This is a genomic window from Halomonas urmiana (genome assembly GCF_005780185.1).
Classification (GTDB): Bacteria; Pseudomonadota; Gammaproteobacteria; order Pseudomonadales; family Halomonadaceae; genus Halomonas; species Halomonas urmiana.
Map to the genome: position 1 here is coordinate 55201 of NZ_VBUI01000005.1, position 23918 is coordinate 79118.

Genomic DNA, 23918 nt, shown 5'->3' on the forward strand with positions numbered 1-23918 from the left:
AGGAGTCACACCATGACCGCACATCAGGAATCCCAGTCTCCCAGCACGTCGGAGGGCATGGGGCTCTTCGAGCGCTTCCTCTCGGTGTGGGTGGCGCTGGCCATCGTCGCCGGCGTGCTGCTCGGCCAGTTCGTCCCCGCGGTGCCCGAGACCCTCTCGCGCTTCGAGTACGCCCAGGTGTCGATCCCGGTGGCGATCCTGATCTGGGCGATGATCTTCCCCATGATGGCGCAGATCGACTTCAGCGCGGTGCTCGGGGTGCGCCGCCAACCCAAGGGACTGGTCATCACCACCACGGTGAACTGGCTGATCAAGCCCTTCACCATGTTCGCCATCGCCTGGTTCTTCCTGACGGTGGTCTTCCAGCCGCTGATCCCCGAGCCCCTGGCTAGCCAGTACCTGGCCGGCGCCATCCTGCTCGGTGCCGCACCCTGCACCGCCATGGTGTTCGTATGGAGCACCCTGACCCGGGGCGATGCCGCCTACACCCTGGTGCAGGTCGCCCTCAACGACCTGATCATGCTGTTCACCTTCGCGCCCATCGTGGTCTTCCTGCTCGGCGTCTCCAACATCCCGATACCCTGGGACACGGTCGCCCTGTCGGTGGTGCTCTACATCGTCATCCCGCTGGCAGCTGGCTATCTGACCCGGCGCACCCTGATCGCCCGCCACGGCAGCGAGTGGTACGACAACGTCTTCATGAAGAAGGTGGGGCCGATCACCCCCGTCGGACTGATCATCACCCTGGTACTGCTGTTTGCCTTCCAGGGCGAGGTGATCCTCGAGGCGCCGCTGCACATCCTGCTGATCGCCATCCCACTGATCCTCCAGACCTTCCTGATCTTCTTCATCGCCTACGGCTGGGCCAAGGCGTGGAAAGTGCCCCACAACGTGGCGGCGCCCGGGGCGATGATCGGTGCCAGCAACTTCTTCGAGCTGGCGGTGGCCGCCGCCATCGCGTTGTTTGGGCTACAGTCCGGTGCGGCGCTGGCCACGGTGGTGGGCGTACTGGTGGAGGTCCCGCTGATGCTCGCCCTGGTGGGCATTGCCAACAGGACCCGCCACCACTTCCCCGGCGCCGAGACGCAGGCCCACGCCGAGGCCAGGGGCTGACCCATGGCCATCGAGGTCAGCGACCGCGCCCGCGAGTGGCTGAAGAGGAAGGGCGGTGTGGTCACGGTGCGCCTCTCGCCGCGCCACGGTTGCTGCGGCGGCGGGGCCGATATCGCGGTGGCCGAGGCCCGGGCCCCGGATGTTCCGGAGCACTACACCCGTCTCGACCTCGATGGCGTGATCGTGCACATCGACCCGAGTCTGCTCGACCAGGGCCTGAGACTCGACGTCGAGGGCTTCCTGGGCCTCGGGCACCTCTTCGTGGAGGGCGCCTCCCCCACCCGTTCCAAAGAGTAATACCCTGTTCAAGCACATCCTGGTCGCCGTGGACTTCTCCCCCGCCTGGCCGCTTCTCCAGGCGCGCCTGAAGTCGCTGCCCCCTTGGTCGTCGACATCCGTAGCTAATATATTTCAATATTGCATGAAATCTAGAATTCATCCATTTTTGAAATATGAATCTGACCAACGACGACATCGTCGCCAGAAAGCTGACCGCCCTCGCCCATCCCGTCCGCCTGGCGGCGATTCGCCGGCTGGCGACGGCGGGCCCCGACGGCGTGGCGGCAGGCAAGCTCGCCGAACGCCTGGACATGGCACCGAGTGCCTTGACCTTTCACCTGCAGAAACTGGCCGCCGCCGGCCTGGTCGAATCGCGCCGAGAGGGTCAGTTCGTCTATTACCGCGCGGTGTTCGATGCCCTGCTGGCGTTGACGGACCATCTGGTCGGTGCCTGCTGCAGCGAGTCCGAGAATGACTGCGGCCCCCGCTGTCCCTCGAGCCGTTGCGAGTAGACCGCCGCCCTCTCCTGCAGGGTTCATCCGTTCATCTCCCGGTAACAGGAGTGCAAGATGACTCAGACAGCCTCCGCCAAACCTTCCTGGACTAGGGCGATCGGCATCGGGATCGTGGTGTCGGTCTTGACCGCCATCGTCATGGTGGCCTTGCTGAAGACCGGCATATCGCCCTTCCCCAAGCCCCCTTCCCTGGCCTTCGCCGAGACCCTGCTGGGACGGCCCCTGCCGATGCCGGTCGGCCTGCTCTTCCATACGGTCTACGTGACCTTCTGGTCGGTGGTGTTTGTGCGCTATTTCCCGCGCAAGACCCTGCCGACTGCGCTGGGCCTGGCCGCCGTGCTGTGGGTCGTGATCCTGGTGGTGTTCTTCCCCGTGGTAGGCTGGGGACTCGCCGGCCTGGCGATCGGCCCCCAGCTGATCCCGGCGTCTGCCCTGCCGCACCTGCTGTTCGGCCTGCTGCTGTGGGGACTGGACCGCTACTTCGGCAAGTGATTCTCGCGCGCCACCAAGAGGTGCCCTGTACCGACTGGTTCATCAGCTTCACTCATCTCGGCAAGGGGGATGCCGCCCGAGCCATCACCGCCGCGCCCCTGCTGCTGGCATGGATCACCGAACGCCTGGCCGCACGGCACGCGCAAGCCAGGCGACTGATCCATGGCCTGGGCGTGCTGCCGGTCCCGCTGCTGGCCTTGGTGGTGCTGGTAATCGCGGCCTCTCAGGTCAACGCCGTGATCGAGCTCCGGGACGTCCTGCTTCGGGTCCTGGGGGTGTTCGTTGCCTACCTGCTCTTCGCCGCCTGCCTGGGAAAACTCCTCGGCCAACTGTTTCGCCTTGATGTCTACCGGGCCCGCACCCTGGCCTTCAGCTTCGGGACCCGCAATTCCTTCGTGATGCTGCCGCTGGCCCTGACGCTGCCGGAGGCCTTGCAGGCCGCCGTGGTGGTCATCGTCTTCCAGTCACTGGTCGAGCTGTTCGGCATGGTGGCTTACCTAAGCTGGGTGCCGAGCAAATTGCTTCCGGAGCCCCCTGGGGCGTGACGAAATCATCTTCCGTTTACACGACCCACCTTGCCAGGGGACGAGAAGAGGGCAAACCTGACGACATGACTCATTTGCTGCAGCGCCATCCGCTGATTGTCATCGTCCTCGCCCAGCTGTGCGGCACCTCACTCTGGTTCTCCGTGAATGGCGTCGGGCTGGCACTGTCGCGTAACCTGGGCCTCTCGGAGGCCGACCTGGGCCGCCTGACCCTGACCGTGCAGGCAGGCTTCATCGCCGGCACCCTGTTCATCGCCACCACGGGCCTGGCCGACCGCTTCCGCGCCAGCCGGATCTTCGCTGTCTCCTGCCTCGCCGGTGCCCTGACCAACGCCGTCTTCGTGCTCACAGCGGCACATCCTCCCCTCGATCTGCTGCTGCGTTTTGCCACCGGGCTCTGCCTCGCCGGCATCTATCCGCTGGGCATGAAGCTGGTGATCGGCTGGACGCCGCGACATACCGGTGCGGCACTGGCCTGGCTCGTCGGCATGCTGACCCTGGGCACCGCCCTGCCCCATCTCCTTCGCGGTTCCACCCTGGGCCTGCCCTGGGAGTGGCCGCTGCTGGGCGCTTCTCTGCTGGCGCTCGCGGGCGGCGGCCTGATCCTGGGTCTCGGTGATGGCCCTCACCTGCCACCCTCGAGCGGCAAGGCACGACTTCTCGACGGCCTGGCGGCGCTGCGCGAGCCGCGGTTCCGCGCCGTGGCCGGGGGCTACTTCGGCCACTGCTGGGAGCTCTATGCCCTGTGGACGCTGGCCCCCTTCCTGGTCGCCCGGGAGGTGACCCGGCTCGGTGCCCCGGAGGCCTGGGTTCCCTGGCTGTCGTTTACCGTCATTGCTCTGGGGCTGGCGGGTTGCGTGGGAGGCGGCGGACTGAGCCGCCGCCTCGGTAGCCTGTGGGTGGCGCGCCGGGCACTGGCCGCCTCCGGGCTGATCTGCCTGGCTTATCCGCTGCTGGTCTGGCTGCCTCCCGGCATGTTGCTGGGGCTGCTCGCCCTGTGGGGGCTGACCGTCATCGCCGACTCGCCGCAGTTCTCGGCACTGGCCGCGGCCAGCGCGCCCCGGGAACGCGTGGGCTCGACCCTGGCGGTGATGAACGCCGTGGGCTTCGCGCTGACCATCCCGGCCATTTCGCTGACCACCGCGCTATGGTCACTGCAGGCTACCTGGGTGGTGTGGTGGCTGCTGCCCGGGCCGCTGCTGGGTCTCTGGGCAATGCGCGGCATATGCACCGACGCGCCCGACACGCAAGATGCGCCTTCACCTCCGGGAACACGCAAGACGGGGGCCATTCGTCATTGATGCCGATCGAGTCGGCCGCGACTCGACCCGTGAAACATATGCATATTGATCGTCCCCAAGGCGAGGGCGTAACAGCGACAATCACCATTGAGTGATACCTGTCAGGGACTCGTCACCAACTGCGTGCTATAGGTGAGATGTCCTGACCGGCGGCCCATTCCGCCACCTGCCCGAACGAAATGAGGAAAACACCCATGTCATCTCGCGATGTCGTCATCTGCCACCCCGTGCGCACCGCCATCGGCACCTACGGCGGCAGCCTCAAGGACACACCCGCGACCGACCTCGGTGCGCGGGTCATTCAGGAGACCCTCTCTCGTGCGGGCCTCGTCCCCGACAAGGTGCAATCGCTGGTGATGGGCCACGTGATCCAGGCCGGCTGCCGCATGAACTCCGCCCGCCAGGCCGGCATCGGCGGCAGACTGCCGGTGGAGGTGCCGGCGCTCACCGTCAACCGGGTCTGCGGCTCGGGGGCCCAGGCCGTGGCCAGCGCCGCCATGGAGATCTGGAGCGGCATGGCCGACTGTACCATCGCCGGCGGCATGGAGAACATGGACCGCGCCCCTTACGTGCTGCCACAGGGACGCTGGGGCGCGCGCATGGGCGACGTCACCATGCACGACACCATGCTGCTCGACGGCCTCAACGATGCCTTCAGTGGCAAGCACTCCGGCTGGCATACCGAAGACCTGGTCACCCGCTACGACATCTCCCGCGAGGACCAGGACGCCTGGGCGCTGCGCTCCCAGCTGAGCTTCTCCAAGGCCCAGGAGGCCGGCCACTTCGACGCCGAGATCGCCGGTGTGGAGCTCACCACCCGCAAGGGCACCACCACCTTTGCCCGCGACGAACACAACCGCGGCGATACCACCGCGGAGTCCCTGGCGAAGCTCAGGCCCGCCTTCCGCAAGGAGGGCACCATCACCGCCGGCAACGCCCCGGGGCTCAACAGCGGCGCAGCGGCGATGATTGTCGCCGAGCGCGACTGGGCCGAGAAGCAGGGCCTCGCGCCCATGGCGCGGCTGGTTTCCTTCGGTGTCGGCGCCGTGGAACCGGGCTACTTCGGCATCGGCCCGGTACCGGCGGTCAAGCAGGCGATGGAGCGTGCCGGCTGGTCGGTGGGCGACCTGGAGCGGGTGGAGATCAACGAGGCCTTCGCCGCCATCGCCCTGGCCTGCCAGCGCGAGCTGGGCCTGCCGGAGGCGATCGTCAACTCCGAAGGGGGGGCCATCGCCCACGGGCACCCGATCGGCGCCAGCGGCGCGGTGCTGACCACCCGCCTGCTGCATGCCATGCAGCGCAACGGCGAGCGTCGCGGCATCGTCACCCTGTGCATCGGCGGTGGTCAGGGCATCGCCCTGGCGCTGGAAATCCTCTGATGAACGGCCGTGGGTGCGCCTGGGCGCACCCACGTCTCCCCGCCGATACTCATAGAGAGTGACGATGACGGCCGACCCGCACCCACACGCCTGCATCGAGTCCGCCTGGCAAGCCCACCGGAATGAGCTCCGCGGCTTCCTGATCCGACACAGCGGCGATCGCGATGCCGCCGACGACCTCCTGCAGACCGTCTATGCCAAGGCGCTGGCCCACCGCCGGCAATTCTGCGAACTGGATTCTCCCCGTGCCTGGCTGTTCCGCGTGGCGCGGCACCAGTGGATCGATCAGCAGCGGCGCGCGAAACATTGGACGGACGAGGCACCCCCCGAGATCGCTACAGAATCGCCAACGGCCTCCCCCGTGGAGAGTCTCGTCGACTGCATCGAACGTGCGCTCCCCCATCTCGAGCCGCAGGACCGGGACATTCTGCGTCGTTGCGACCTGGAGGGGCGTCGCCAGGCCGACTATGCCGACGACCACGGCCTGGGCCTGCCGGCCACCAAGGCCCGACTGCGCCGCGCCCGACAGCGGCTGCGCCAGCGCCTCATCGCCCAGTGCGGCATCGTCTTCGACGATCAGGGGCACATCTGCTGCCATCGCGCGCATCGGGGATGATCGAGATTTTTCGCATCGCGGCGGTATCCTTTTGCCGCCTGCCGCGTCTTCCTGGGTGACACCGACCGAACACACAGGGAGAGGATGACCATGCTGGAGGTCTTTACCTGGCTGGCCGACTGGCTGATCTACGACCTTGCGGGGCTGGGTCCCGAGAGCAAGCTCGGCGCCTCGCTGCACTTCTTCGTCGAGGACACCACCAAGATCTTCGCGCTGCTGGTGGTAATGATCTACATCATCGCCCTGGTGCGCGCCTCGCTGAACCTGGAGCGGGTACGCCACTACATCCAGCAGAAGCATCGCCTGGCAGGCTACGGCCTGGGCGCCGGCTTCGGCGCCATCACCCCTTTCTGCTCCTGCTCGAGCATCCCGTTGTTCCTGGGCTTCACCAGCGCCGGGATCCCGCTAGGCATCACCATGGCCTTCCTGTTCACCTCGCCGATCATCAACGAGGTCGCGGTGATCATGCTGTGGAGCCTGCTGGGCTGGGAGTTCACCCTGGTCTACATCGCCATCGGCATGGCCGTGGGCATCGGCGGCGGCATGCTCCTCGATGCCCTGAAGGGCGAGCGCTGGCTGAAGGACTTCGCGGCCAAGGCCTACCAGCAGGCCGCCGCGACACCCCACGACGACGAGCCCGCCCCCGAGACGCCCTCGCTGACCCTGAAGGAGCGCCATGCGTTTGCCCGGGACGAACTCAAGGAGATCGTCGGGCGGATCTGGAAGTGGGTGATCATCGGTGTCGGCCTGGGCGCCGGCCTGCATGGCTTCGTGCCGGACGGCTGGTTCGCCGACAACCTGGGCAGCGGCCAGTGGTGGAACGTGCCCGTCGCCGTGCTGGCGGGGCTTCCGCTCTACTCCAACGCCACCGGTGTCATCCCGGTGATGGAGAGCCTGATCCTCAAGGGGCTGCCGGTGGGCACCACCCTGGCCTTCTGCATGAGCACCGTGGCGGCCAGCTTCCCCGAGTTCATCATGCTCAAGCAGGTCATGCAGTGGCGCCTGCTGGCCACCATCTTCGTCATCCTGCTGGTCAACTTCATGATCGTTGGCTGGCTGATCAACCTGCTGAGCCCCTGGCTGTTCAGCGGACTTCTCTAAGCGCAAAGGAGCAAGACCATGAAGAAGATCGAAGTACTGGGTACCGGCTGCAAGAAGTGCGTCACCACCGCCGAGCAGATCGAGGCCGTGGCCGGCGAGCTGGGCATCGAGGTCACGGTGGAGAAGGTCACGGATCCGGCGGCCATCATGGGCTACCAGGTCATGTCGACGCCCGCCGTGGCCATCGACGGCACCCTCGTTCACAGCGGCAGCGTACCGAACCGAGAAAGAATCGAGAGCCTGCTGAAGGGCTGAGCACGGCATACCGGGCCCGGGAGGATACCTTAGACGGGCCCCTTTCCGAGACGCCCCCACCAGACTATCTTGATCTCCATCAAGCCCCGTCCAGAGCGACTCCTCCTCCTCCTTGGCTCAACCCCCTGACTTGTTTTGCTGTTGGTGAAAGCAACGCACCGACGCTATCAACCCTCCTTGCGCACCTGCCAGGGGGTAACTAATCTGAGCAAAAGATCTGCTGATTCAAATATCCATATAACAATGAAGCAGCAGCCGATACCGGCTTCCCGACAACAACACCGGAGCGTCAGACGATGTCACGACTGAGCCGCCGCAACTTCCTCAAGCTGACCGGCAGCAGCGCTGCTGTCGGCACCCTGTCCCTGTCACCGCTGGCCAGGGCTCAGCAGGACCAGGGCCCGAACGCCACCGGCAGCACGACCCTCCCCTACCCGCGAGAGGTGGTCGCCCGGCTGGGCGACGTCGCCGTCAATCAGCCCGTCCACTTCAACTACCCCGACTCCCGCTCGCCCTGCGTGCTGATTCGCAAGGGCCGCGAGGTCAAGGGCGGGGTGGGGCCGGACAGGGACGTGGTGGCCTACAGTACCCAGTGCACGCACATGGGCTGCCCGGTCAACTACGACCAGGAGGCCGAGACCTTCAAATGCCCCTGCCACTACAGCGTCTTCGATCCCGACAACGCCGGCCAGATGGTGATCGGCCATGCCACCGAGAGCCTGCCACGGATCATTCTGGAATATGACGAGGCAGAAGACGCCCTGCTTGCCGTGTCGGTCGATGGGCTGATCTATGGTCGTCAGGCCAACATCATCTGAATCGGGAGAACAACAATGACGCAGTTCAAGGACCGCATCCCCCTGCCGCCGGCCGATGCCCGGAAGACCAACATGGCGTGCCACTTCTGCATCGTCGGCTGCGGCTACCATGTCTACAAGTGGCCCGCCGACCGGGAAGGTGGCAGGGCTGCCGACCAGAATGCGCTGGGGCTCGACTTCACCCGCCAGCTTCCTGCCATGCAGCTCACCATGACGCCGGCCATGGTCAACCGGATCAAGGATCACGACGGTCGCGAATACAACATCATGATCCTTCCCGACAAGGCGTGCAGCGTGAACCAGGGGCTGTCCTCGACGCGGGGCGGTCAGATGGCCAGCGTGATGTATTCGGAAGGCACCCCGATCGGCGAGCGGCGGCTGAAGTACCCACTGGTATACACCGGTGACGACTGGGTCGAGAGCAACTGGGAGCAGGCGATGGCCCTCTATGCCGGCCTGACCCAGCGCATCCTCGACAACGACGGCCCGGACCAGCTGTTCTTCAACCTCTTCGACCATGGCGGCGCCGGTGGCGGTTTCGAGAACACCTGGGCCACCGGCAAGCTGATCTTCAACGGCCTGCAGTCGAAGATGGTGCGCATCCATAACCGCCCCGCCTACAACTCGGAATGCCATGCGACCCGCGACATGGGCATCGGCGAGCTCAACAACAGCTACGAGGATGCCGAGATCGCCGACGTCATCTTCTCCATCGGCGGCAACTCCTACGAGACGCAGTCGAACTGGTTCCTGGCCCACTGGGAGCCGAACCTCAGGGGTGCCAACGTCGGCAAGAAGCGGGAATGGTTTCCCGACGAGAGCGTGGGCAAGGGCAGGGTCATCCTGGTCGACCCGCGGCGCACGCCGACCGTGGCGATCTGCGAGACCGTCGCCGGCAAGGACAATGTCCTGCACCTGGCGATCCAGCCGGGCACCGATACCGCGCTGTTCAATGGGCTGCTGACCTACGTGGTGGACCAGGGCTGGCACGACCAGGCCTTCATCGACGAGCACACCAGCGGCTTCGAGGAGATGCTGGCCGCCAACCGCCTGGAACTGGACGAGTGCGCCCGGATCACCGGGCTGGATCGTGCCGATATCATCAAGGCCGCCGAGTGGGCCTACAAGCCCAAGGAGAGCGGCCATGCCCCGCGCACCATGCACGCCTACGAGAAGGGCGTGATCTGGGGCAACGACAACTATCGGATCCAGTCCGCCATCGTCAACCTCGTGGTGGCCACCCGTAACGTCGGCCGCCGCGGCACCGGTGTCGTACGCATGGGCGGCCACCAGGAGGGCTACACGCGCCCCCCCTATCCCGGCGGGCGCCCGGCGCCCTATATCGACCAGGAGCTGATCAAGGGCAACGGCATGATGCTGACGGTCTGGGCATGCAACGCCTTCCAGACCACCGTCAATGCCGAGACCTATCGCCAGGTGATCAAGCGGCGAGCCGCCATCGTCAACCAGGCGCTGGCCGAGGCGCGCGGCGCCACCACCGAGGAACTGATCGATATCGTCTATGACGCCGTCAAGAATAAGGGCGGCCTGTTCATCGTCGATATCGACCTCTACCGCACCAAGTTCGCCGAGTCCTCCCACCTGGTACTGCCGGCGACCCATCCCGGCGAGATGAACCTGACCTCCATGAACGGCGAGCGGCGACTGCGGTTGTCCGAACGCTTCATGGACCCTCCCGGCATCGCCAAGCCGGATTGCCTGATCGCCGCCGACATGGCCAATGCCCTCAGGCAGCGCTACGAGGCGGCAGGCAACGCGGCGATGGCCGAGCGTTTCGCCGGCTTCGACTGGACGACCGAGGAGGACGCCTTCAACGACGGCTTCCGCATGGCCCATGAGAAGGAGATCGACAGCCAGGGCGGGCCGACGGGACACCTGGCCACCTATGAGCGCCTGCGCGAGGCCGGCAACAACGGCGTACAGCTGCCCATCAAGGAGTACAAGGATGGCAAGCTGATCGGCACCGAGATGCTGTACACCTACAGCCGCTTCGATACCGAGGACGGTCGGGCACATTTCCAGCCATCGCCCTGGAACGGACTTCCCGAGGTGGTCCAGCAGCAGAAGGAGAAGTTCGACTTCTGGATCAACAACGGCCGGACCAACCACATCTGGCAGACGGCCTATCACGACCAGCACCTGGCCTTCCGCAAGGGCCGCTACCCCATGGCCCCGATCGAGATCCACCCCCAGGATGCCGAGGCCCTGGGTATCGCTAACGGCGATATCGTCGAGGTCTTCAATGACTTTGGCGCGACCATGGCCATGGCCTACCTGGAACCCGATCTAAAGCGGGGGCAGGTCTTCATGATGTTCGGCTACCCCAACGGGGTACAGGGCGACGTCGTCACCGAATGGGCCGACCGCAACCTCATCCCCTACTACAAGGGCACCTGGGCCAGCATCCGTCGAGTTGGGGAGAACCCCGCCTACCTGCGCGATGTCTCCTTCAAGCGCCGGCGATATTCCTGATCTCACCGACACGTATCTGAAGCGAGGGGCGCAATGGCCAACCCTCGGCGGGAGTGCCCAAGAGCACTCCCGCCTGTCGTTGACACCCCAGCGTCAACACATGGCCACACGGCGCTCCGGGCGATCTCCCATGGTATGGAGGCCCGCCTGCAGCTCGGCAAGGCGGGCCGCTGCGCCCCGCCCGGCGGCGTCGAGGGCCGTGGTCACCCACTCGGGCAGATCAGGGGGGAGATCGTAATAGACCCACTGCCCCTCGCGTCGATCCATGAGCAGGCCGCACTGGCGCAACTGTGCCAGGTGCCGCGATACCTTGGGCTGTGACACCTGCAGGGCATGGGTCATCTCGCAGACGCAGAGCTCCTGCTCGCGCAGCACGAGGAGCATCAGCATCAGGCGGGTCTCGTCACCCAAGCACTTGAAGACACGGACCGGGTCCAGCGACATCGGGGCTTCCTCCTGCGGGTTTCAGCCCAATTCTACGCGACGGGGGGCAGGGTTCGAAGCGCGGTGCGCCATGACATCGAAAAACAAGGCACCGAAAAGCGGGGTCTCGAAGAACACGGCATCGAGAAACTCGGCGCCGGCCGCCGCCACGGCCCCCACGCCCGGGTCGGCTCCACCCTGGCGGTGATGAACGCCGTGGGGAGCGGGACTAGTCATCGCTCAGCCCGGCGACCCGGAGCCGCTCCTTGAGACGCTGGTTCTCCTCGATCAGGTCGGCCGCCAGGGCGGCGAGCTCGGGCGCTGCCTCGAAGTCACGTTCCAGCTGACACAGCCGCCGGGCCCGGGTCAGGTCGCGACTGGTGAAGCGCCAGCTCGTCACATAGGGCGACCCATCGGCCAGCAGGCCGCTCTCGATGCGTTCGACGACCCACTCGACCTCGACCGAACAGGCGCGTGCCAGTTCCTCGAGCGTCAGGGTCGCCTCGTCGATCAACTCGCCGCTGGCGATACGCCGCTGTGCCATGGCCTAGCCTCCCCTCCGCCGGCGCGGATCGAAAGCGAGCTCCCGCGCCATGGTCTCATAGAGCTCCCTCGCCCTGTCGGTATCGGCGGGGGGCAGTACCACCTCGAGCTCCACGTAGAGATCGCCCGGCTCGGGCCCCGGAATCCCGCGCCCCTTCAAGCGCAATTGGCGCCCGGACTGTGAGCCGGCGGGCACCTTCACCTTGACCACCCCCAACGGCGTCGGCGTCTCGATGCTGGCTCCCAGGGCGGCCTCCCAGGGGGTGACCGGCACGCGTTGATGCACGTCCCGTCCCTCGACCCGATAGCGCGGATCCGGGGTGAAGTGGATCTCCAGAAAGAGGTCACCCGCCGGGCCCCCTCCCATGCCGAGGCCACCCTGGCCGGCGAGACGGATATGCTGGCCCGCCTTCACCCCCTTGGGGATGCGCACATTGAGGGTGTGCTCTCGGGACAGCACGCGTCCCTGGGCGTCGACCCGGGGCACCTGCAGGGTGATTGCCCGGGTAGCGCCGTGGTAGGCGTCCTCGAGATCGATGACGATCTTGGCATGGCGATCCTCGCCACGCATCTGATAGCCGCGGCTCCCTCGCCCTGCCCGGCCGCCCCGGCCGAACAGGTTGGCGAAGAAGTCGCTGAACTCCCCGAGGTCGGCCTCCTCGAAGCCTCCCCCGCTGAACTCGAACCCTGCATCCCAGTCCGGTGGCGGCTGGAAATCCTGGCCCGAGCGATACCGCTCGCCCAGCTGATCGTAGGCGAGTCGCTTCTCGGGATCGGTAAGCACCGCCTTGGCCTCGTTGATTTCCTGCATGCGCTGCTCGGCTTCCGACTCCTTGCTGACGTCGGGGTGATACTGTCGCGCCAGCTTGCGATACGCCTTCTTGATCTCCTCGGTCGTCGCGGTCTTCTCCACCCCGAGAACCTGGTAGTAATCCTTGAATTCCACGTGAAAGAACTCCGGTGGTGCCTGTCAATCCGGGCAGGATGACCCCAGCGTCACTCCTGACAGGACATCGGCGATTGACTCAAGCCTAGTCGAAGATGACCGCAGGACGAAGCCAGGCGCCCACGCGCGTCCCTCGGCACGCCTCGTCAGTGGGCCGATGCTTCCCGAGGCAGCGCCAGGGCCATCAGCGCACTGGCCGCCACCAGGGCGGACGAGATCCACAGGCAGACGGCCAGGCCGTAGACCTGGTAGACCCAGCCGGAAAGCAGCGTGCCTAGCAGGCGGCCCATGGCGTTGGCCATGTAGTAGAAGCCCACGTCCATGGAGACGCCGTCGGCGCGGGCGTAGTGGACGATCAGGTAGCTATGCCAGCTGGAGTTGATGGCAAATAGCACGCCGAAGGCCAGCAACCCTGCCACCAGCCAGCCCACCTCGGCCAGGGGCAGCAGCGCCAGCAGGGCCGGCAGGCCGGCAAGCATCAGGGCCCAGAAGGCCGTGACACCTCGCGCCCCGCCCTTGACCAGGCCGGTAAGGCGCGGCGCCTGGGTCTGCACGCCGCCGTAGCCGATCACCCAGATGGCCAGCAGACCGCCCACCGTCCAGTGGTTCCAGCCGTGCTGGTCATAGAGGAACACCGGCAGCGCCACCACGAACCAGACGTCCCGGGAGGCAAACAGGCACAGCCTTGCCGCCGAGAGCACGTTGATGGCCCGCGACTTCGAGAACACCTCGGTGAATTTCGGCTTGCGTTTCTGGCGTCCCAAGTCGGCCTTGAGCCGGACCAGCGACAGGGCGAGCACTCCCACCAGCATCAGCGCCATGGCGATCACGGCGCCACGGAAGCCGATCAGGGTCAGCAGCAACCCACCCAAGAAGAAGCCGGCCCCCTTGAGGGCATTCTTGGAACCGGTGAGGATCGCTACCCAGCGGTAGAGGGCGCTGCCGGCGCTGGGGCTGTCCTTGGGGACCAGCACCTTGACCGCACTCTTGGCACTCATCTTGTTGAGGTCCTTGGCGATGCCCGATAGCGCCTGGGCCGCCATCACCCAGGGCACGGTCAGCGCCGTGGCGGGCACCATCAGCATGGAAAGCGCCACGATCTGCAGCGCGAGCCCGACGTTCATGGTGCGGTTGAGCCCCAGGCGGGCGCCCAGCCACCCCCCCACCAGATTGGTGACCACGCCGAAGGCCTCGTAGAAGAGGAACAGCAGCGCCACCTCGAGCGGCGAATAGCCCAGCTGGTGGAAGTGCAGCACCACCAGCATGCGCAAGGCGCCGTCGGTGAGGGTGAAGGCCCAGTAGTTGCCGGTGATCAGCAGGTACTGGCGGACCTCGAAGGGCAACCCCCTGAGACGGGCGACGAGCGATTCAGCCACGTCCCACCTGCTCGCTCTCCACCTTCTCACTACCCACCTTCATGGCCAGCTCGGCGGTGCGGTTAGCGTAGCCCCACTCGTTGTCGTACCAGGCGTAGAGCTTGAGCTGGGTGCCATTGATCACCATGGTCGAGAGGGCATCGATGATCGAGCTACGTGGGTCCGTGCGGTAGTCGATGGAGACCAGCGGACGCGTTTCAAAGCCCAGGATGCCGGCGAGTTCGCCCTCGGCGGCGGCCTCTAGCGCCGCATTGACCTCCTCCACCGTCACCTCGCGCTCGAGTTCGAAGACCATGTCGGTGAGCGAGGCGTTGGCCAGCGGCACGCGGATGGCATGCCCGTTCAGCTTGCCAGTCAGCTCCGGGAAGATGACGGTGATCGCCTTGGCCGAGCCGGTGGTGGTGGGGATCAGGCTCATGCCGCAGGCCCGCGAACGACGCAGATCCGGCTTTTGTGGAGAGCTCGGGGCATCGAGGATGGTCTGGGTGTTGGTGATGTCGTGCACCGTGGTCATGGAGCCGTGGCGGATCCCGAACGTCTCGTGGATCACCTTGACCACCGGCGCCAGGCAATTGGTGGTACAGCTCGCCGCGGTGACGATGCGATGGACGTCGGGGTCGTATGCGTGGTCGTTGACGCCCACCACCACGTTGAGCACGCCCTCCTCCTTCACCGGCGCGCTGACCACCACCCGCTCGACGCCCTGGTCCAGATAGGCCTGAAGCGCCTCCGTGGTCTTCATCTTGCCGGAGCACTCGATGGCGACCTGACAGCCGGACCAGTCGCCGTCGTCCAGCGCCTTGTGCGCGCTGAAGGCGATACGACGGCCATCGATGACGATGGCATCCTCCTCGGCCTGGATACCCTGCCCCGGCGACCAGTGGCCGTGGACCGAGTCGAACTCGAGCAGGTGGGCAAAGGTGGCGGCATCGCCGCCCGGGTCATTGATGCGCGAAAGCTCGACCTCGCCCGCCGCGACGCGGGGCCAGAGGCTACGCAGCACCAGGCGGCCGATACGCCCGAAGCCATTGATGCCGATACGTAATGTCATGATGTCCCCTTGAAATGAAGAGAAATACGCCAGGTGATGGCCAGGGAACAGCGCCCCGTCACTGTCAGCGCCGGATATCGTCCCGCGCCTTGATCTGCAACCACAGCGAGAGGCGGTGGCGAATCTCGCTAAGGGCCTGCTCGTAGGCGTTGGCACGCCCGATCAGGCGGGGATCGCGAATATCCCAGTAGAGATGCTCGTCGCTCTCTCCCTGCCAGTCGCGACACGCCTGCTGGGCCTTGTCGCACAGCACGATGACGGCATTGAAGTGTTCGCCGGCGAAATCGTCCAGCGGCTTGCTGGCCAGCCCCTCGGTGGAAATACTCAGCTTCTCCAATGCCGCCAGGGTCATCGCAGCGGGTTCATCCGGCTCGCTGCCCGCGCTGTAGGCCTCGAACTTATCGCCTGCAAGGTGGCGCAACAGCGCCTCCCCCATCAGCGAGCGGGCGGAATTGGCATTGCACAGGAAGAGCACGCGCTGTTTCGTCATGGGAGGCTCCCGACGATATATGGAATATCATATATAACAGCGCCAGATGTCAATCTGGTGACAGCGTCAGGGGGCGACCAGGATACCCGACACGGCCAGCAGCCCCACCACGGCCCAGGCGGGTAGCTGCCAGCACACCAGCAGCAGGAAACCGGCCAGGGCCAGGGCGAACTGCTCGGGCCCGAGGATGCCTCCGGTCCAGACCGGGTCGTAGAGTGCGACTCCCAGGATGCCCACCACGGCGGCATTGGCACCGCGCATCGCCGACTGGACACCTGCCCAGTGGCGCAAGGTATTCCAGAACGGTATCACCGCCACCAGCAGCAGCAACCCCGGCACGAAGATGGCCACCAGCGCCAGGGCCGCACCCTGGCCCGCCCCGGGCCCGATGCCCGGCAGGCTGCCGAGGTAGGCCGCGAAGGTGAAGAGCGGACCGGGCACCGCCTGAGCGGCACCATAGCCGGCCAGAAAGGCGTCCGACGAGACCCAACCCGACTGCACCACCTCGGCTTCGAGCAGCGGCAGCACCACGTGCCCGCCGCCGAATACCAGGGCCCCGGCCCGATAGAAGGCATCCAGCAGGTCGAGGGTCGGCGAGGCGGTGGCAAATGCCAACAGTGGCAGCCCTCCCAGCAGCGCAAGGAAGGCCACCAGGGCGAGGCCGCCGGCCCGATGGGAGACCGGTAGTGCTAGTGGCACGCGAGGCGCATCGTCACCGTCGGCGCGGCAAAGCGCCAAGCCGGCCAGCACTCCCATCAGGATGGCGACCACCTGACCGAGAGGGCCGCCCATCAGCACCACGGTGAAGACCGCGGCCAGCGCGATGCCGGCGCGACGTCGATCCGGACAGAGCCCCATCGCCATGCCCCACACGGCATGGGCGACGATGGCCACCGCCGCCACCTTGAGGCCGTGGATCAGCCCCGCGCCAACGGGACCGTCGAACAGGCTCGCGCCCAGGGCGAAGGCCACCAGCGCGAGCGCCGAGGGGAGGGTGAAGGCCAGCCAGGCCAGGGCGGCCCCCCAGGGGCCGGCCCGCAGCAGCCCCAGGGCAAACCCCACCTGGCTGCTGGCCGGCCCGGGCAGGAACTGGCAGAGCGCCACCAGATCGGCATAGTCACGCTCGCCGAGCCAGTGCCGACGCGTCACGAACTCGTGGCGGAAGTAGCCCAGATGCGCGACGGGGCCACCGAACGAGGTCAGGCCCAGCAGCAGGAAGGCCTGGAAGACCTCCCGGCGCCGCCCCCCTTGGCCGGTCGAGCGGTTCATGCCGGGCGAGCGCCGCCGGGCTCGTCCACGCTCAGCCGTAGCGGCCGGTGATGTAATCCTCGGCCTTCTTGGTGGCCGGGTTGGCGAACATCGTCCGGGTGTCGTTGTACTCGATGATCTCGCCGAGGTGGAAGAAGGCCGTGTAGTCGGCCACCCGCGCCGCCTGTTGCATGTTGTGGGTCACGGTGATGATGGTGAACTGCTGCTTGAGCTTGTCCATCAGGTCCTCGATGGTCGCCGTGGAGATCGGGTCCAGCGCCGAGGTGGGCTCGTCCATGAGGATCACGTCGGGCTGAACGGCGATAGCGCGGGCGATGCACAGGCGCTGCTGCTGGCCGCCGGAGAGCGAGGTGCCCGGCTGTTGCAGCTTGTCCTTGACCTCCTCCCACAGGCCGGCATCGCGCAGCGCCCTCTCCACCAGTTCGTCCTGTTCGGCCTTGCGGCTCACCAGGTCGTGCATGCGCGGCGCGTAGACGACATTGTCGTAGATCGACTTGGGAAAGGGGTTGGGCTTCTGGAAGACCATGCCCACCCGGCGGCGAAGCGCCACCTCGTCCATCTTGGCGGCATTGACGTCGCGGCCATCCATCTCCACCAGCCCCTCGAGACGTACGCTGGGGATCAGATCGTTCATGCGATTCAGGCAGCGCAGGAAGGTGGACTTGCCGCAGCCCGAAGGGCCAATCAGGGCCGTGATGTTCTTCTGATAGACATCGATATTGATGTTCTTCAACGCTTGGCTCTGGCCATACCAGAGGTTGAGGTCGCGAACGCGGATGCTCAGCTCGTGGTGGGCGTCGGTATTGCGGGTCACCGGCTGGCCGGGTTCGGGGCGAGAGCTTTCGTGACGTGACATCGGCGCGGTACTCCGCTCGGCAACGTGAATGTTCATCTGTGGATACCCTGTAACGTAGCGTGGCCTACCAGCGGCGCTCGAACTTCTTGCGCAGGATGACGGCGGTGGCGTTGAGGAAGATCAGGATTGCCAGCAGCACCAGGATCCCCCCGGCGGTCTTCTCGACGAAGGCCTGCTCCGGCTCCCCTGCCCAGGTGAAGACCTGTGCCGGCAGCACGGTGGCGGCCTGGGTGAAGGAGGCGCCCACGTCGGGGATGAAGGCCACCATGCCGACGATGATCAGCGGTGCGGTCTCGCCCATGGCCTGGGCCAGGCCGATGATCGAGCCGGTCATGATGCCCGGCATGGCTAGCGGCAGCACGTGATCACGCACCACCTGCCAGCGCGAGCAGCCGACCCCGAAGGCGGCGTGGCGGATCGAGTCCGGCACGCTGCGCAGTGCCGTGCGGGTGGCGATGATGATCACCGGCAGGGTCATCAGGGCCAGCGTCATCCCGCCCACCAGCGGCGAGGAGCGCGGCACGCCGAAGAAGTTGATGAAGATCGCCAGGCCCAGCAAGCCGAACAGGATCGAGGGGATCGCTGCCAGGTTGTTGATATTGATCTCGATGATCTGGGTCAGGCGGTTATCCGGGGCAAACTCCTCCAGGTAGACTGCCGTCATCACGCCGATGGGGAAGGCGATGGCCAGCGTCACCAGCATGGTCATCACCGTACCCATGGCCGCGGAGAGGATGCCAGAGGCTTCCGGCATCTTGGAATCGCCGCTGGTGAAGAAGGTGGTATTGAACTTGAGCGCTGCCCTGCCCTGTTCCACCAGGGCATCGACGGTAGCCTGCTGGGATTCACTGAGCGTGTGACGATGCCCCTTGAGGTACTGGTCCACCTCGCTATCGGCGAGCACCCAGCGGGTCTCGCTGGTGCCCAGCAGCTCGGCATTGTCGCGCATCCGCACCGGAATCAGGCGTTCGAAGGTACGGCTCACCAGGCGCGACACCTCGGGGTCCAGGGCGGCACGCCCCATGCGGCTGGCATCCTCGTTGTAGTCGATCTCCACCTGGATCTGCGCCTGCTGAAAGGCCGGCAGGCCCTTGGAGAGCATATCGGCGAAGAACAGCAACAGGAACAGGCCGGCGAGCCCCAGGGCGCCCATGGAGATCCACTTCAGCCGCGATGACTGGCGATGGCGGCGGCGCAGCTGGGCGCTGATGTCGTCGAAGGATTGACTCATGTCGGCGATTCCTCGGCGTTACAGGTTGTTGACGCGATACTTCTCGCGGAAGCGGCGGATCATGAGCACCGACACCAGGTTCAGGCTGAGGGTGACGGCGAACAGCACCAGGCCCAGGGCGAAGGCGGAGAGGGTCTCGGCACTGGCGAACTCCAGGTCGCCGGTCAGCGCCGCGACGATGCGCACCGTCACCGTGGTCATGTCTTCCAGCGGGTTGGCGGTGAGGTTGGGCCGCATGCCCGCCGCCATCACCACGATCATGGTCTCGCCCAGCGCCCGCGAGACCGCCAGCAGCGAGGCGGAGATGATCCCCGGCAGAGCCGCGGGAATGACCACGTCGCGGATGGTCTCGCCCTTGGTCATGCCCAGCGCCAGGGAGCCCTGGCGCATGCTGTCGGGTACCGCATTGATCACGTCGTCGGAGAGCGAGGAGATGAAGGGGATGATCATGATGCCCATCACCACCCCCGGCGCCACGGCATTGTTGAAGGAGGCATCCAGGCCGAAGAAACCGGCCACGTCGACGATGATCGGTGCCACCGTGATGGCGGCGAAGAAGCCGTAGACCACGGTGGGCACACCGGCCAGCACCTCGAGAGTGGGCTTGGCCAGGGTGCGTACCCGCTGGGGGGCGAACTCTGCCATGTAGATGGCCGAGAGCAGGCCCACGGGGATGGCCACCAGCATGGCGATGGCGGTGATCATGAAGGTGCCGGCGAACAGCGGCACGGAGCCGAACTGGGCGGCGCTGCCGCCCTCGTCGCCGCGCCCGGCGGCCTCGAGGAAGCTGGCCCCCGGGTTCCAGACGGTGCCGGTGACGAAGTCCCAGAAGCTGTGCATCTGGAAGAAGCGCAGCGCCTCGAAGACGATGGAGAAGAGGATGCCGAAGGTGGTGAAGATCGAGATCAGCGCCGCGGTCACCAGGACCCAGCGAATCACCCGCTCGATGGCCTGGCGGGCATGGAACTCGGGCTTCACCTGGCTCATCCCCACCATCAGGCCAATAGCCGCAATCACCAGACTGCCGGCCAGCAGGTAGAGCGTGGGGATATCGGCGCCCAGCAGCAGCATCAGGAAGGCCCCGATGGCGCCCACGGTGATCGCCGGGCCGGCGGTGGCGAGCACCGCGAACCAGGCGTACTGGTCGGGCTGGGCGTACATGGCCGTGCCAGTGGCGCGCACCCGCGCGGCCTTGGCACGACCCAGGAAGAAGGCTATCAGACCCAGCAGCAGCAGGACGCCGCTGAACATGGCGAGGAGTTGGTTGGTCTGCATAGGTCTCTCTCGGTGGATAACGACGGCAGCGTGCCTGCCGGAACGTGCGACGGCCGGCAGCCGTGGGCTGCCGGCCGGATCAGGCGTCCTTGCCTATTCGGATGTTACTTGAGGTCGCTGACCGCGAGCTGCGCGCGGTTCTCGACCTTTTCACGGGTCTGTTCGCGCTCGGCTTCCGGCAGCGGGATCAGGCCGAGGTCCATCAGGTAGCCACCCTCGCCGATCATGGTCTCGGACACGAACATGTCGACATAGTCGTACAGCGGCGGCACGGCCTCGACGTGCTGGTTCTTGACATAGAACCACAGCGAACGGGCGATCGGGTAGTCGCCGGCGCTGATCGCCTCGGACTCCGGTGCCACGCCGTCGATGGCCGTGCCAACCAGGGTATCGGGGTTCTCGACCAGGAAGGAGTAGCCGAAGATACCGAAGGCATCGGTGTCCTCGCTCAGGCGCTGGACGATCAGGTTGTCATTCTCGCCGGCGTCGATATAGACGCCGTCGGAACGAATGTCAGTGTAGCCCTCGCCACCGTAGGCCTCCATTTCTTCTGACGGGACCTCCATGGCGAGCTCTTCGAAGGCATCGCGGGTACCCGAGGTGCTGGGCGGGCCGTAGATGGAGATCTCGCGATCCGGCAGGGAAGCGTCGATCTCGCTCCAGTTGGTGTAGGGGTTGTCGACCAGCTCGCCATCGACCGGCACCTTGGCGGCCACGGCCAGGAAAAGCTGCTCGAGGGTCAGCTCGATCGCCTCGTTGGTGCTGGACTGGGCGAAGACGATGCCGTCGGAACCGATCTTGACCTCGGTCACGTCGGTCACGCCGTTCTCGATGCAGCGCTCCAGCTCGGAGAGCTTGATACGACGAGACGCGTTGGTAATGTCCGGGGTGTCCTCGCCCACGCCGTTACAGAACAGGCGCAGGCCGCCACCGGAGCCGGTGGACTCGATGACCGGCGTCGGATACTGGGTCACCGCGCCGAATTCTTCGGTCACGTAGCTGGCGAACGGGTAGACGGTGCTGGAGCCGACGATGCGGATCTGATCACGGGCGTGGGCCACAGTGGCCACACCCATGACGGCGGCGGCGATAGCGGTGGTCTTGAGGATGCGGTTCATGGAGCGATCTCCTGTCGAGAAAGGGATTCATCCTTCGCGACACACACGTTGCCTCAGGAACGTGACAGCTTCATGACAGTCCACGGCGACGACCTCATCCACGCCTCGCCTTCACGCCGGCCGCTATCAGATGACGGGGGTAACCTCCCGACCGGCGCGCCCCACGAGCCCCCGCAGGGCCAGGTTGCCGGCCAGCGATACCGCCAGCATGGTCAGCACCATGGGCCAGGCGCTGTCGATCTCGAAGCCGCTCACCACCACCCCGGCGAGCGCCCCGCAGGTGAACTGAATGCTGCCGAGCAGCGCCGTGGCGGTCGCGCTCATGTGGCTGAAGTGCTCGAGCAGCGAGGCGATGGCGTTGGGCGTGATCATGCCGACCATGCCCATGAACAGCATGATCAGCGGCACCACGGTATAGAGCGAGTCCTGTCCGGAGGCCACCAGCAGGGTCAGGCAGCACGCCACGCCAAGCTGCACGCCGAGACCGAGGCGTATGTTCTGCTGGGGGGTACGGCGGCGCAGCAGGCGGATGTTCACACGGTTCGACGCCGCCATGACCACCACGTTGGCGCCGAAGACCACTGGGTAGATGGCCGGCGACACGCCGTAGTGGGTGATGTAGAGAAACGGCGAGGCGGTGATGAAGGCGAACATGCCCGCGAAGGTCGCGGCCACGGCGAGCACGTAGCCCATGCCCTCGCGGTGGCGCAGGACGCTGGCGTAGTTGCGCAGCACCTGCCGCGGCGAAGCCGCGGGAGCGTCGGGCGCGCGGGTCTCGGGGAGCTTGGTGCCCATCAGCCAAAGGAGGAAGGCCGCATAGACCGCCAGAAAGACGAAGATCAGCCACCAGTCGGCGAGATAGAGCAGCCCGCTGCCCACCGCCGGGGCCGCCAGCGGCGCCAGCATCATGATCATCGCCATGGTCGACATCACCTTGGCGGCCTCGCGGCCCTGGAAGCAGTCGCGCACGATGGCCGCCGAGTTGACCACGCAGGCGCCGCCGCCCAGCGCTTGCACCAGGCGCCAGGAAAGCAGCTCGCCGAGGCTGCCCACCGTGGCCAGCATCAGGCTCGCCAGCAGGAAGATCACGAGGCCCGTGAGCAGCACCGGCTTGCGGCCCAGCCGGTCGGAGAGCGGTCCGCCCATGAGCTGCCCGAGCGCGAAGCCGGCCAGGAAGGTGCTGATCGACAGCTCGGTATGATGGATGCTCGCGCCCACGGCCTCGGCCAAGGCCGGCATGGCGGGCAGGTAGGCATCGATGGCGAAGGGAGCCAGGGCGGTGTTGGCGGCGACCAGCAGGGCCACGCGCCGGGAATTCAGGGTCAACAAGGCGCCTCCCACAGGGCTCTTGGCAGAGAAGGAGTGGATAGCGAATAAAAGATAGAGGGCTAATGATAACCCAAAAACCGCTCGCGGGCCCGGGCACCTGTATTCGCCCGGGCTGCCTTGCTAGAGTGAACGCCTTGACAACCGGAAGGATCCCCACCATGGCAGACGACCTGCTTTCACAACTCAAGACCATGACCACCGTGGTGGCCGACACCGGCGATCTCGAGGCGATTCGTCGCTTCGAACCCTCCGACGCCACCACCAATCCCTCGCTGATCCTCCAGGCGGCGCAACACGAGAACCGCCGGGCGCGGCTGGCCGAGATCGCCCGCCACGCCACCGATATCGACGATGCCCTGGACACCGTGGCCGTCGAGATCGGCAGCGAGATCAGTGCCCTGGTCCCCGGCTTCGTCTCCACCGAGGTCAGCGCGCGGCTCTCCTTCGACACCGATGCCACCCTGGCCCGGGCTCGTGCACTGATCGAGCGCTACGGCCGCCACGGGGTCGGTCCCGAGCGGATCCTGATCAAGGTCGCGGCGACCTGGGAGGGGATTCGCGCCGCGCGGATCCTCGAGCGCGAGGGCATCCACACCAACCTGACCCTGCTGTTCAGCTTCGCCCAGGCCCGCGCCTGCGCGGATGCCGGCGCGACCCTGGTCTCGCCGTTCGTGGGGCGGATCCTCGACTGGCACAAGGCCCAGGATCCCGAGGCCGACTTCGAGGGCGACCGCGACCCGGGCGTACAGTCGGTCAAGCGCATCTACGAGCACTTCAAGGGCCACGGCTATGAGACCATCGTGATGGGCGCCAGCTTCCGCAATAGCGGCGAGATCCTCGCCCTGTCGGGCTGCGACCGGCTGACCATCTCGCCGGCGCTACTGGAGGAGCTGGCCGGTACCGAGGCGCCGCTGACGCGTCGACTCACGCCGCTGGACGCCGAGACCAGCGCGCCGGAACCCCAAGACGAGGCCGAGTTCCGCTGGGCGATGAACGAGGACGCCATGGCCACCGAGAAACTGGCCGAGGGCATCCGCAAGTTCATGGCCGACCAACGCAAGCTGGAGACGCTGCTGGGAGAGCTCAGGAAGGGGTGACCGGACG

The 23918-nt window shown here is 66.2% G+C and carries 25 protein-coding genes; 13 read left to right on the forward strand and 12 right to left on the reverse strand.

The genetic code is table 11. The features are described from left to right. The first annotated feature begins 12 nt into the window (after window positions 1-12). From arsB to FEI13_RS04430, 12 genes are all read left to right on the forward strand, one after another. Window positions 13-1113 carry an ACR3 family arsenite efflux transporter gene (arsB, locus tag FEI13_RS04375; protein WP_138179807.1) on the forward strand — a complete coding sequence of 367 codons (1101 nt, stop codon included), beginning with the start codon at window positions 13-15 and terminating at the stop codon, window positions 1111-1113. A 3-nt stretch (window positions 1114-1116) separates the two neighbouring features. Continuing rightward, window positions 1117-1410, forward strand: a complete 294-nt coding sequence (locus tag FEI13_RS04380) for a CC/Se motif family (seleno)protein (protein WP_138179808.1) — start codon at window positions 1117-1119, stop codon at window positions 1408-1410. A gap of 155 nt (window positions 1411-1565) precedes the next feature. Next, the gene (locus tag FEI13_RS04385; RefSeq protein ID WP_138179809.1) at window positions 1566-1904 is read left to right on the forward strand and encodes an ArsR/SmtB family transcription factor; all 339 of its coding nucleotides are present in this window, start codon (window positions 1566-1568) and stop codon (window positions 1902-1904) included. Between the two features lie 57 nt (window positions 1905-1961). After that, window positions 1962-2399: a CNNM metal transporter family protein gene (locus tag FEI13_RS04390; RefSeq protein ID WP_138179810.1), complete on the forward strand. Its 438-nt coding sequence runs from the start codon at window positions 1962-1964 to the stop codon at window positions 2397-2399. Next, complete coding sequence (locus FEI13_RS04395) at window positions 2396-2944, forward strand: hypothetical protein (protein ID WP_240036420.1); 549 nt, start codon at window positions 2396-2398, stop codon at window positions 2942-2944. Before FEI13_RS04390 ends, FEI13_RS04395 begins: the two co-directional genes overlap by 4 nt. A 65-nt stretch (window positions 2945-3009) precedes the next feature. Further along, window positions 3010-4245 (forward strand): MFS transporter, encoded by a 1236-nt coding sequence (locus FEI13_RS04400; RefSeq protein WP_138179811.1) that lies wholly within the window; start codon window positions 3010-3012, stop codon window positions 4243-4245. Window positions 4246-4439: 194 nt separating this feature from the next. After that, complete coding sequence (locus FEI13_RS04405) at window positions 4440-5624, forward strand: thiolase family protein (RefSeq protein WP_138179812.1); 1185 nt, start codon at window positions 4440-4442, stop codon at window positions 5622-5624. 64 nt (window positions 5625-5688) lie between these two features. Further along, entirely contained in the window at window positions 5689-6240 is a 552-nt protein-coding gene (locus tag FEI13_RS04410) for an RNA polymerase sigma factor (protein WP_138179813.1), read from the forward strand. 90 nt (window positions 6241-6330) lie between these two features. Then, window positions 6331-7341, forward strand: a complete 1011-nt coding sequence (locus FEI13_RS04415; protein ID WP_138179814.1) for a permease — start codon at window positions 6331-6333, stop codon at window positions 7339-7341. Window positions 7342-7359: 18 nt separating this feature from the next. After that, entirely contained in the window at window positions 7360-7596 is a 237-nt protein-coding gene (locus FEI13_RS04420; RefSeq protein WP_138179815.1) for a thioredoxin family protein, read from the forward strand. A gap of 296 nt (window positions 7597-7892) precedes the next feature. After that, window positions 7893-8414, forward strand: coding sequence for an arsenate reductase (azurin) small subunit (locus FEI13_RS04425; protein WP_138179816.1), 522 nt, complete (start codon window positions 7893-7895; stop codon window positions 8412-8414). Window positions 8415-8429: 15 nt separating this feature from the next. After that, a complete protein-coding gene (locus FEI13_RS04430; protein ID WP_138179817.1) occupies window positions 8430-10907 on the forward strand; it encodes an arsenate reductase (azurin) large subunit in 2478 nt (825 codons plus the stop codon). 93 nt (window positions 10908-11000) lie between these two features. Here FEI13_RS04430 and FEI13_RS04435 read toward each other — a convergent pair whose 3' ends face one another. The 12 genes from FEI13_RS04435 to FEI13_RS04490 all read right to left on the reverse strand — a co-directional run bounded on the left by FEI13_RS04435 (window position 11001) and on the right by FEI13_RS04490 (window position 22811). Then, window positions 11001-11351: a metalloregulator ArsR/SmtB family transcription factor gene (locus tag FEI13_RS04435; protein ID WP_138179818.1), complete on the reverse strand. Its 351-nt coding sequence runs from the start codon at window positions 11349-11351 to the stop codon at window positions 11001-11003. A gap of 208 nt (window positions 11352-11559) precedes the next feature. Continuing rightward, entirely contained in the window at window positions 11560-11874 is a 315-nt protein-coding gene (locus FEI13_RS04440) for a chaperone modulator CbpM (protein WP_138179819.1), read from the reverse strand. Window positions 11875-11877: 3 nt separating this feature from the next. Further along, entirely contained in the window at window positions 11878-12819 is a 942-nt protein-coding gene (locus FEI13_RS04445; RefSeq protein ID WP_138179820.1) for a DnaJ C-terminal domain-containing protein, read from the reverse strand. A 146-nt stretch (window positions 12820-12965) separates the two neighbouring features. After that, window positions 12966-14195 carry an organoarsenical effux MFS transporter ArsJ gene (gene arsJ, locus FEI13_RS04450; RefSeq protein ID WP_138179821.1) on the reverse strand — a complete coding sequence of 410 codons (1230 nt, stop codon included), beginning with the start codon at window positions 14193-14195 and terminating at the stop codon, window positions 12966-12968. After that, entirely contained in the window at window positions 14188-15246 is a 1059-nt protein-coding gene (locus FEI13_RS04455) for an ArsJ-associated glyceraldehyde-3-phosphate dehydrogenase (protein WP_138179822.1), read from the reverse strand. Before FEI13_RS04455 ends, arsJ begins: the two co-directional genes overlap by 8 nt. A gap of 64 nt (window positions 15247-15310) precedes the next feature. Continuing rightward, entirely contained in the window at window positions 15311-15736 is a 426-nt protein-coding gene (locus tag FEI13_RS04460; protein ID WP_138179823.1) for an arsenate reductase ArsC, read from the reverse strand. Window positions 15737-15802: 66 nt separating this feature from the next. Next, on the reverse strand, window positions 15803-17005 hold the full coding sequence (chrA, locus tag FEI13_RS04465; RefSeq protein WP_138179824.1) for a chromate efflux transporter: 1203 nt from the start codon (window positions 17003-17005) through the stop codon (window positions 15803-15805). A gap of 31 nt (window positions 17006-17036) precedes the next feature. Next, window positions 17037-17861, reverse strand: coding sequence for a phosphate ABC transporter ATP-binding protein PstB (gene pstB, locus FEI13_RS04470; RefSeq protein WP_138179825.1), 825 nt, complete (start codon window positions 17859-17861; stop codon window positions 17037-17039). A 64-nt stretch (window positions 17862-17925) separates the two neighbouring features. After that, complete coding sequence (gene pstA / locus FEI13_RS04475; RefSeq protein WP_138179826.1) at window positions 17926-19092, reverse strand: phosphate ABC transporter permease PstA; 1167 nt, start codon at window positions 19090-19092, stop codon at window positions 17926-17928. Between the two features lie 18 nt (window positions 19093-19110). Then, window positions 19111-20367 (reverse strand): phosphate ABC transporter permease subunit PstC, encoded by a 1257-nt coding sequence (pstC, locus tag FEI13_RS04480; protein WP_138179827.1) that lies wholly within the window; start codon window positions 20365-20367, stop codon window positions 19111-19113. Window positions 20368-20471: 104 nt separating this feature from the next. Then, window positions 20472-21485 (reverse strand): substrate-binding domain-containing protein, encoded by a 1014-nt coding sequence (locus tag FEI13_RS04485; protein ID WP_138179828.1) that lies wholly within the window; start codon window positions 21483-21485, stop codon window positions 20472-20474. A 126-nt stretch (window positions 21486-21611) separates the two neighbouring features. Beyond that, window positions 21612-22811, reverse strand: a complete 1200-nt coding sequence (locus tag FEI13_RS04490; RefSeq protein WP_138179829.1) for a Bcr/CflA family multidrug efflux MFS transporter — start codon at window positions 22809-22811, stop codon at window positions 21612-21614. Window positions 22812-22972: 161 nt separating this feature from the next. On the opposite strand from FEI13_RS04490, the gene tal reads away from it, so the two are divergent. Continuing rightward, entirely contained in the window at window positions 22973-23911 is a 939-nt protein-coding gene (tal, locus tag FEI13_RS04495; RefSeq protein ID WP_138179830.1) for a transaldolase, read from the forward strand. Window positions 23912-23918 lie beyond the last annotated feature (7 nt).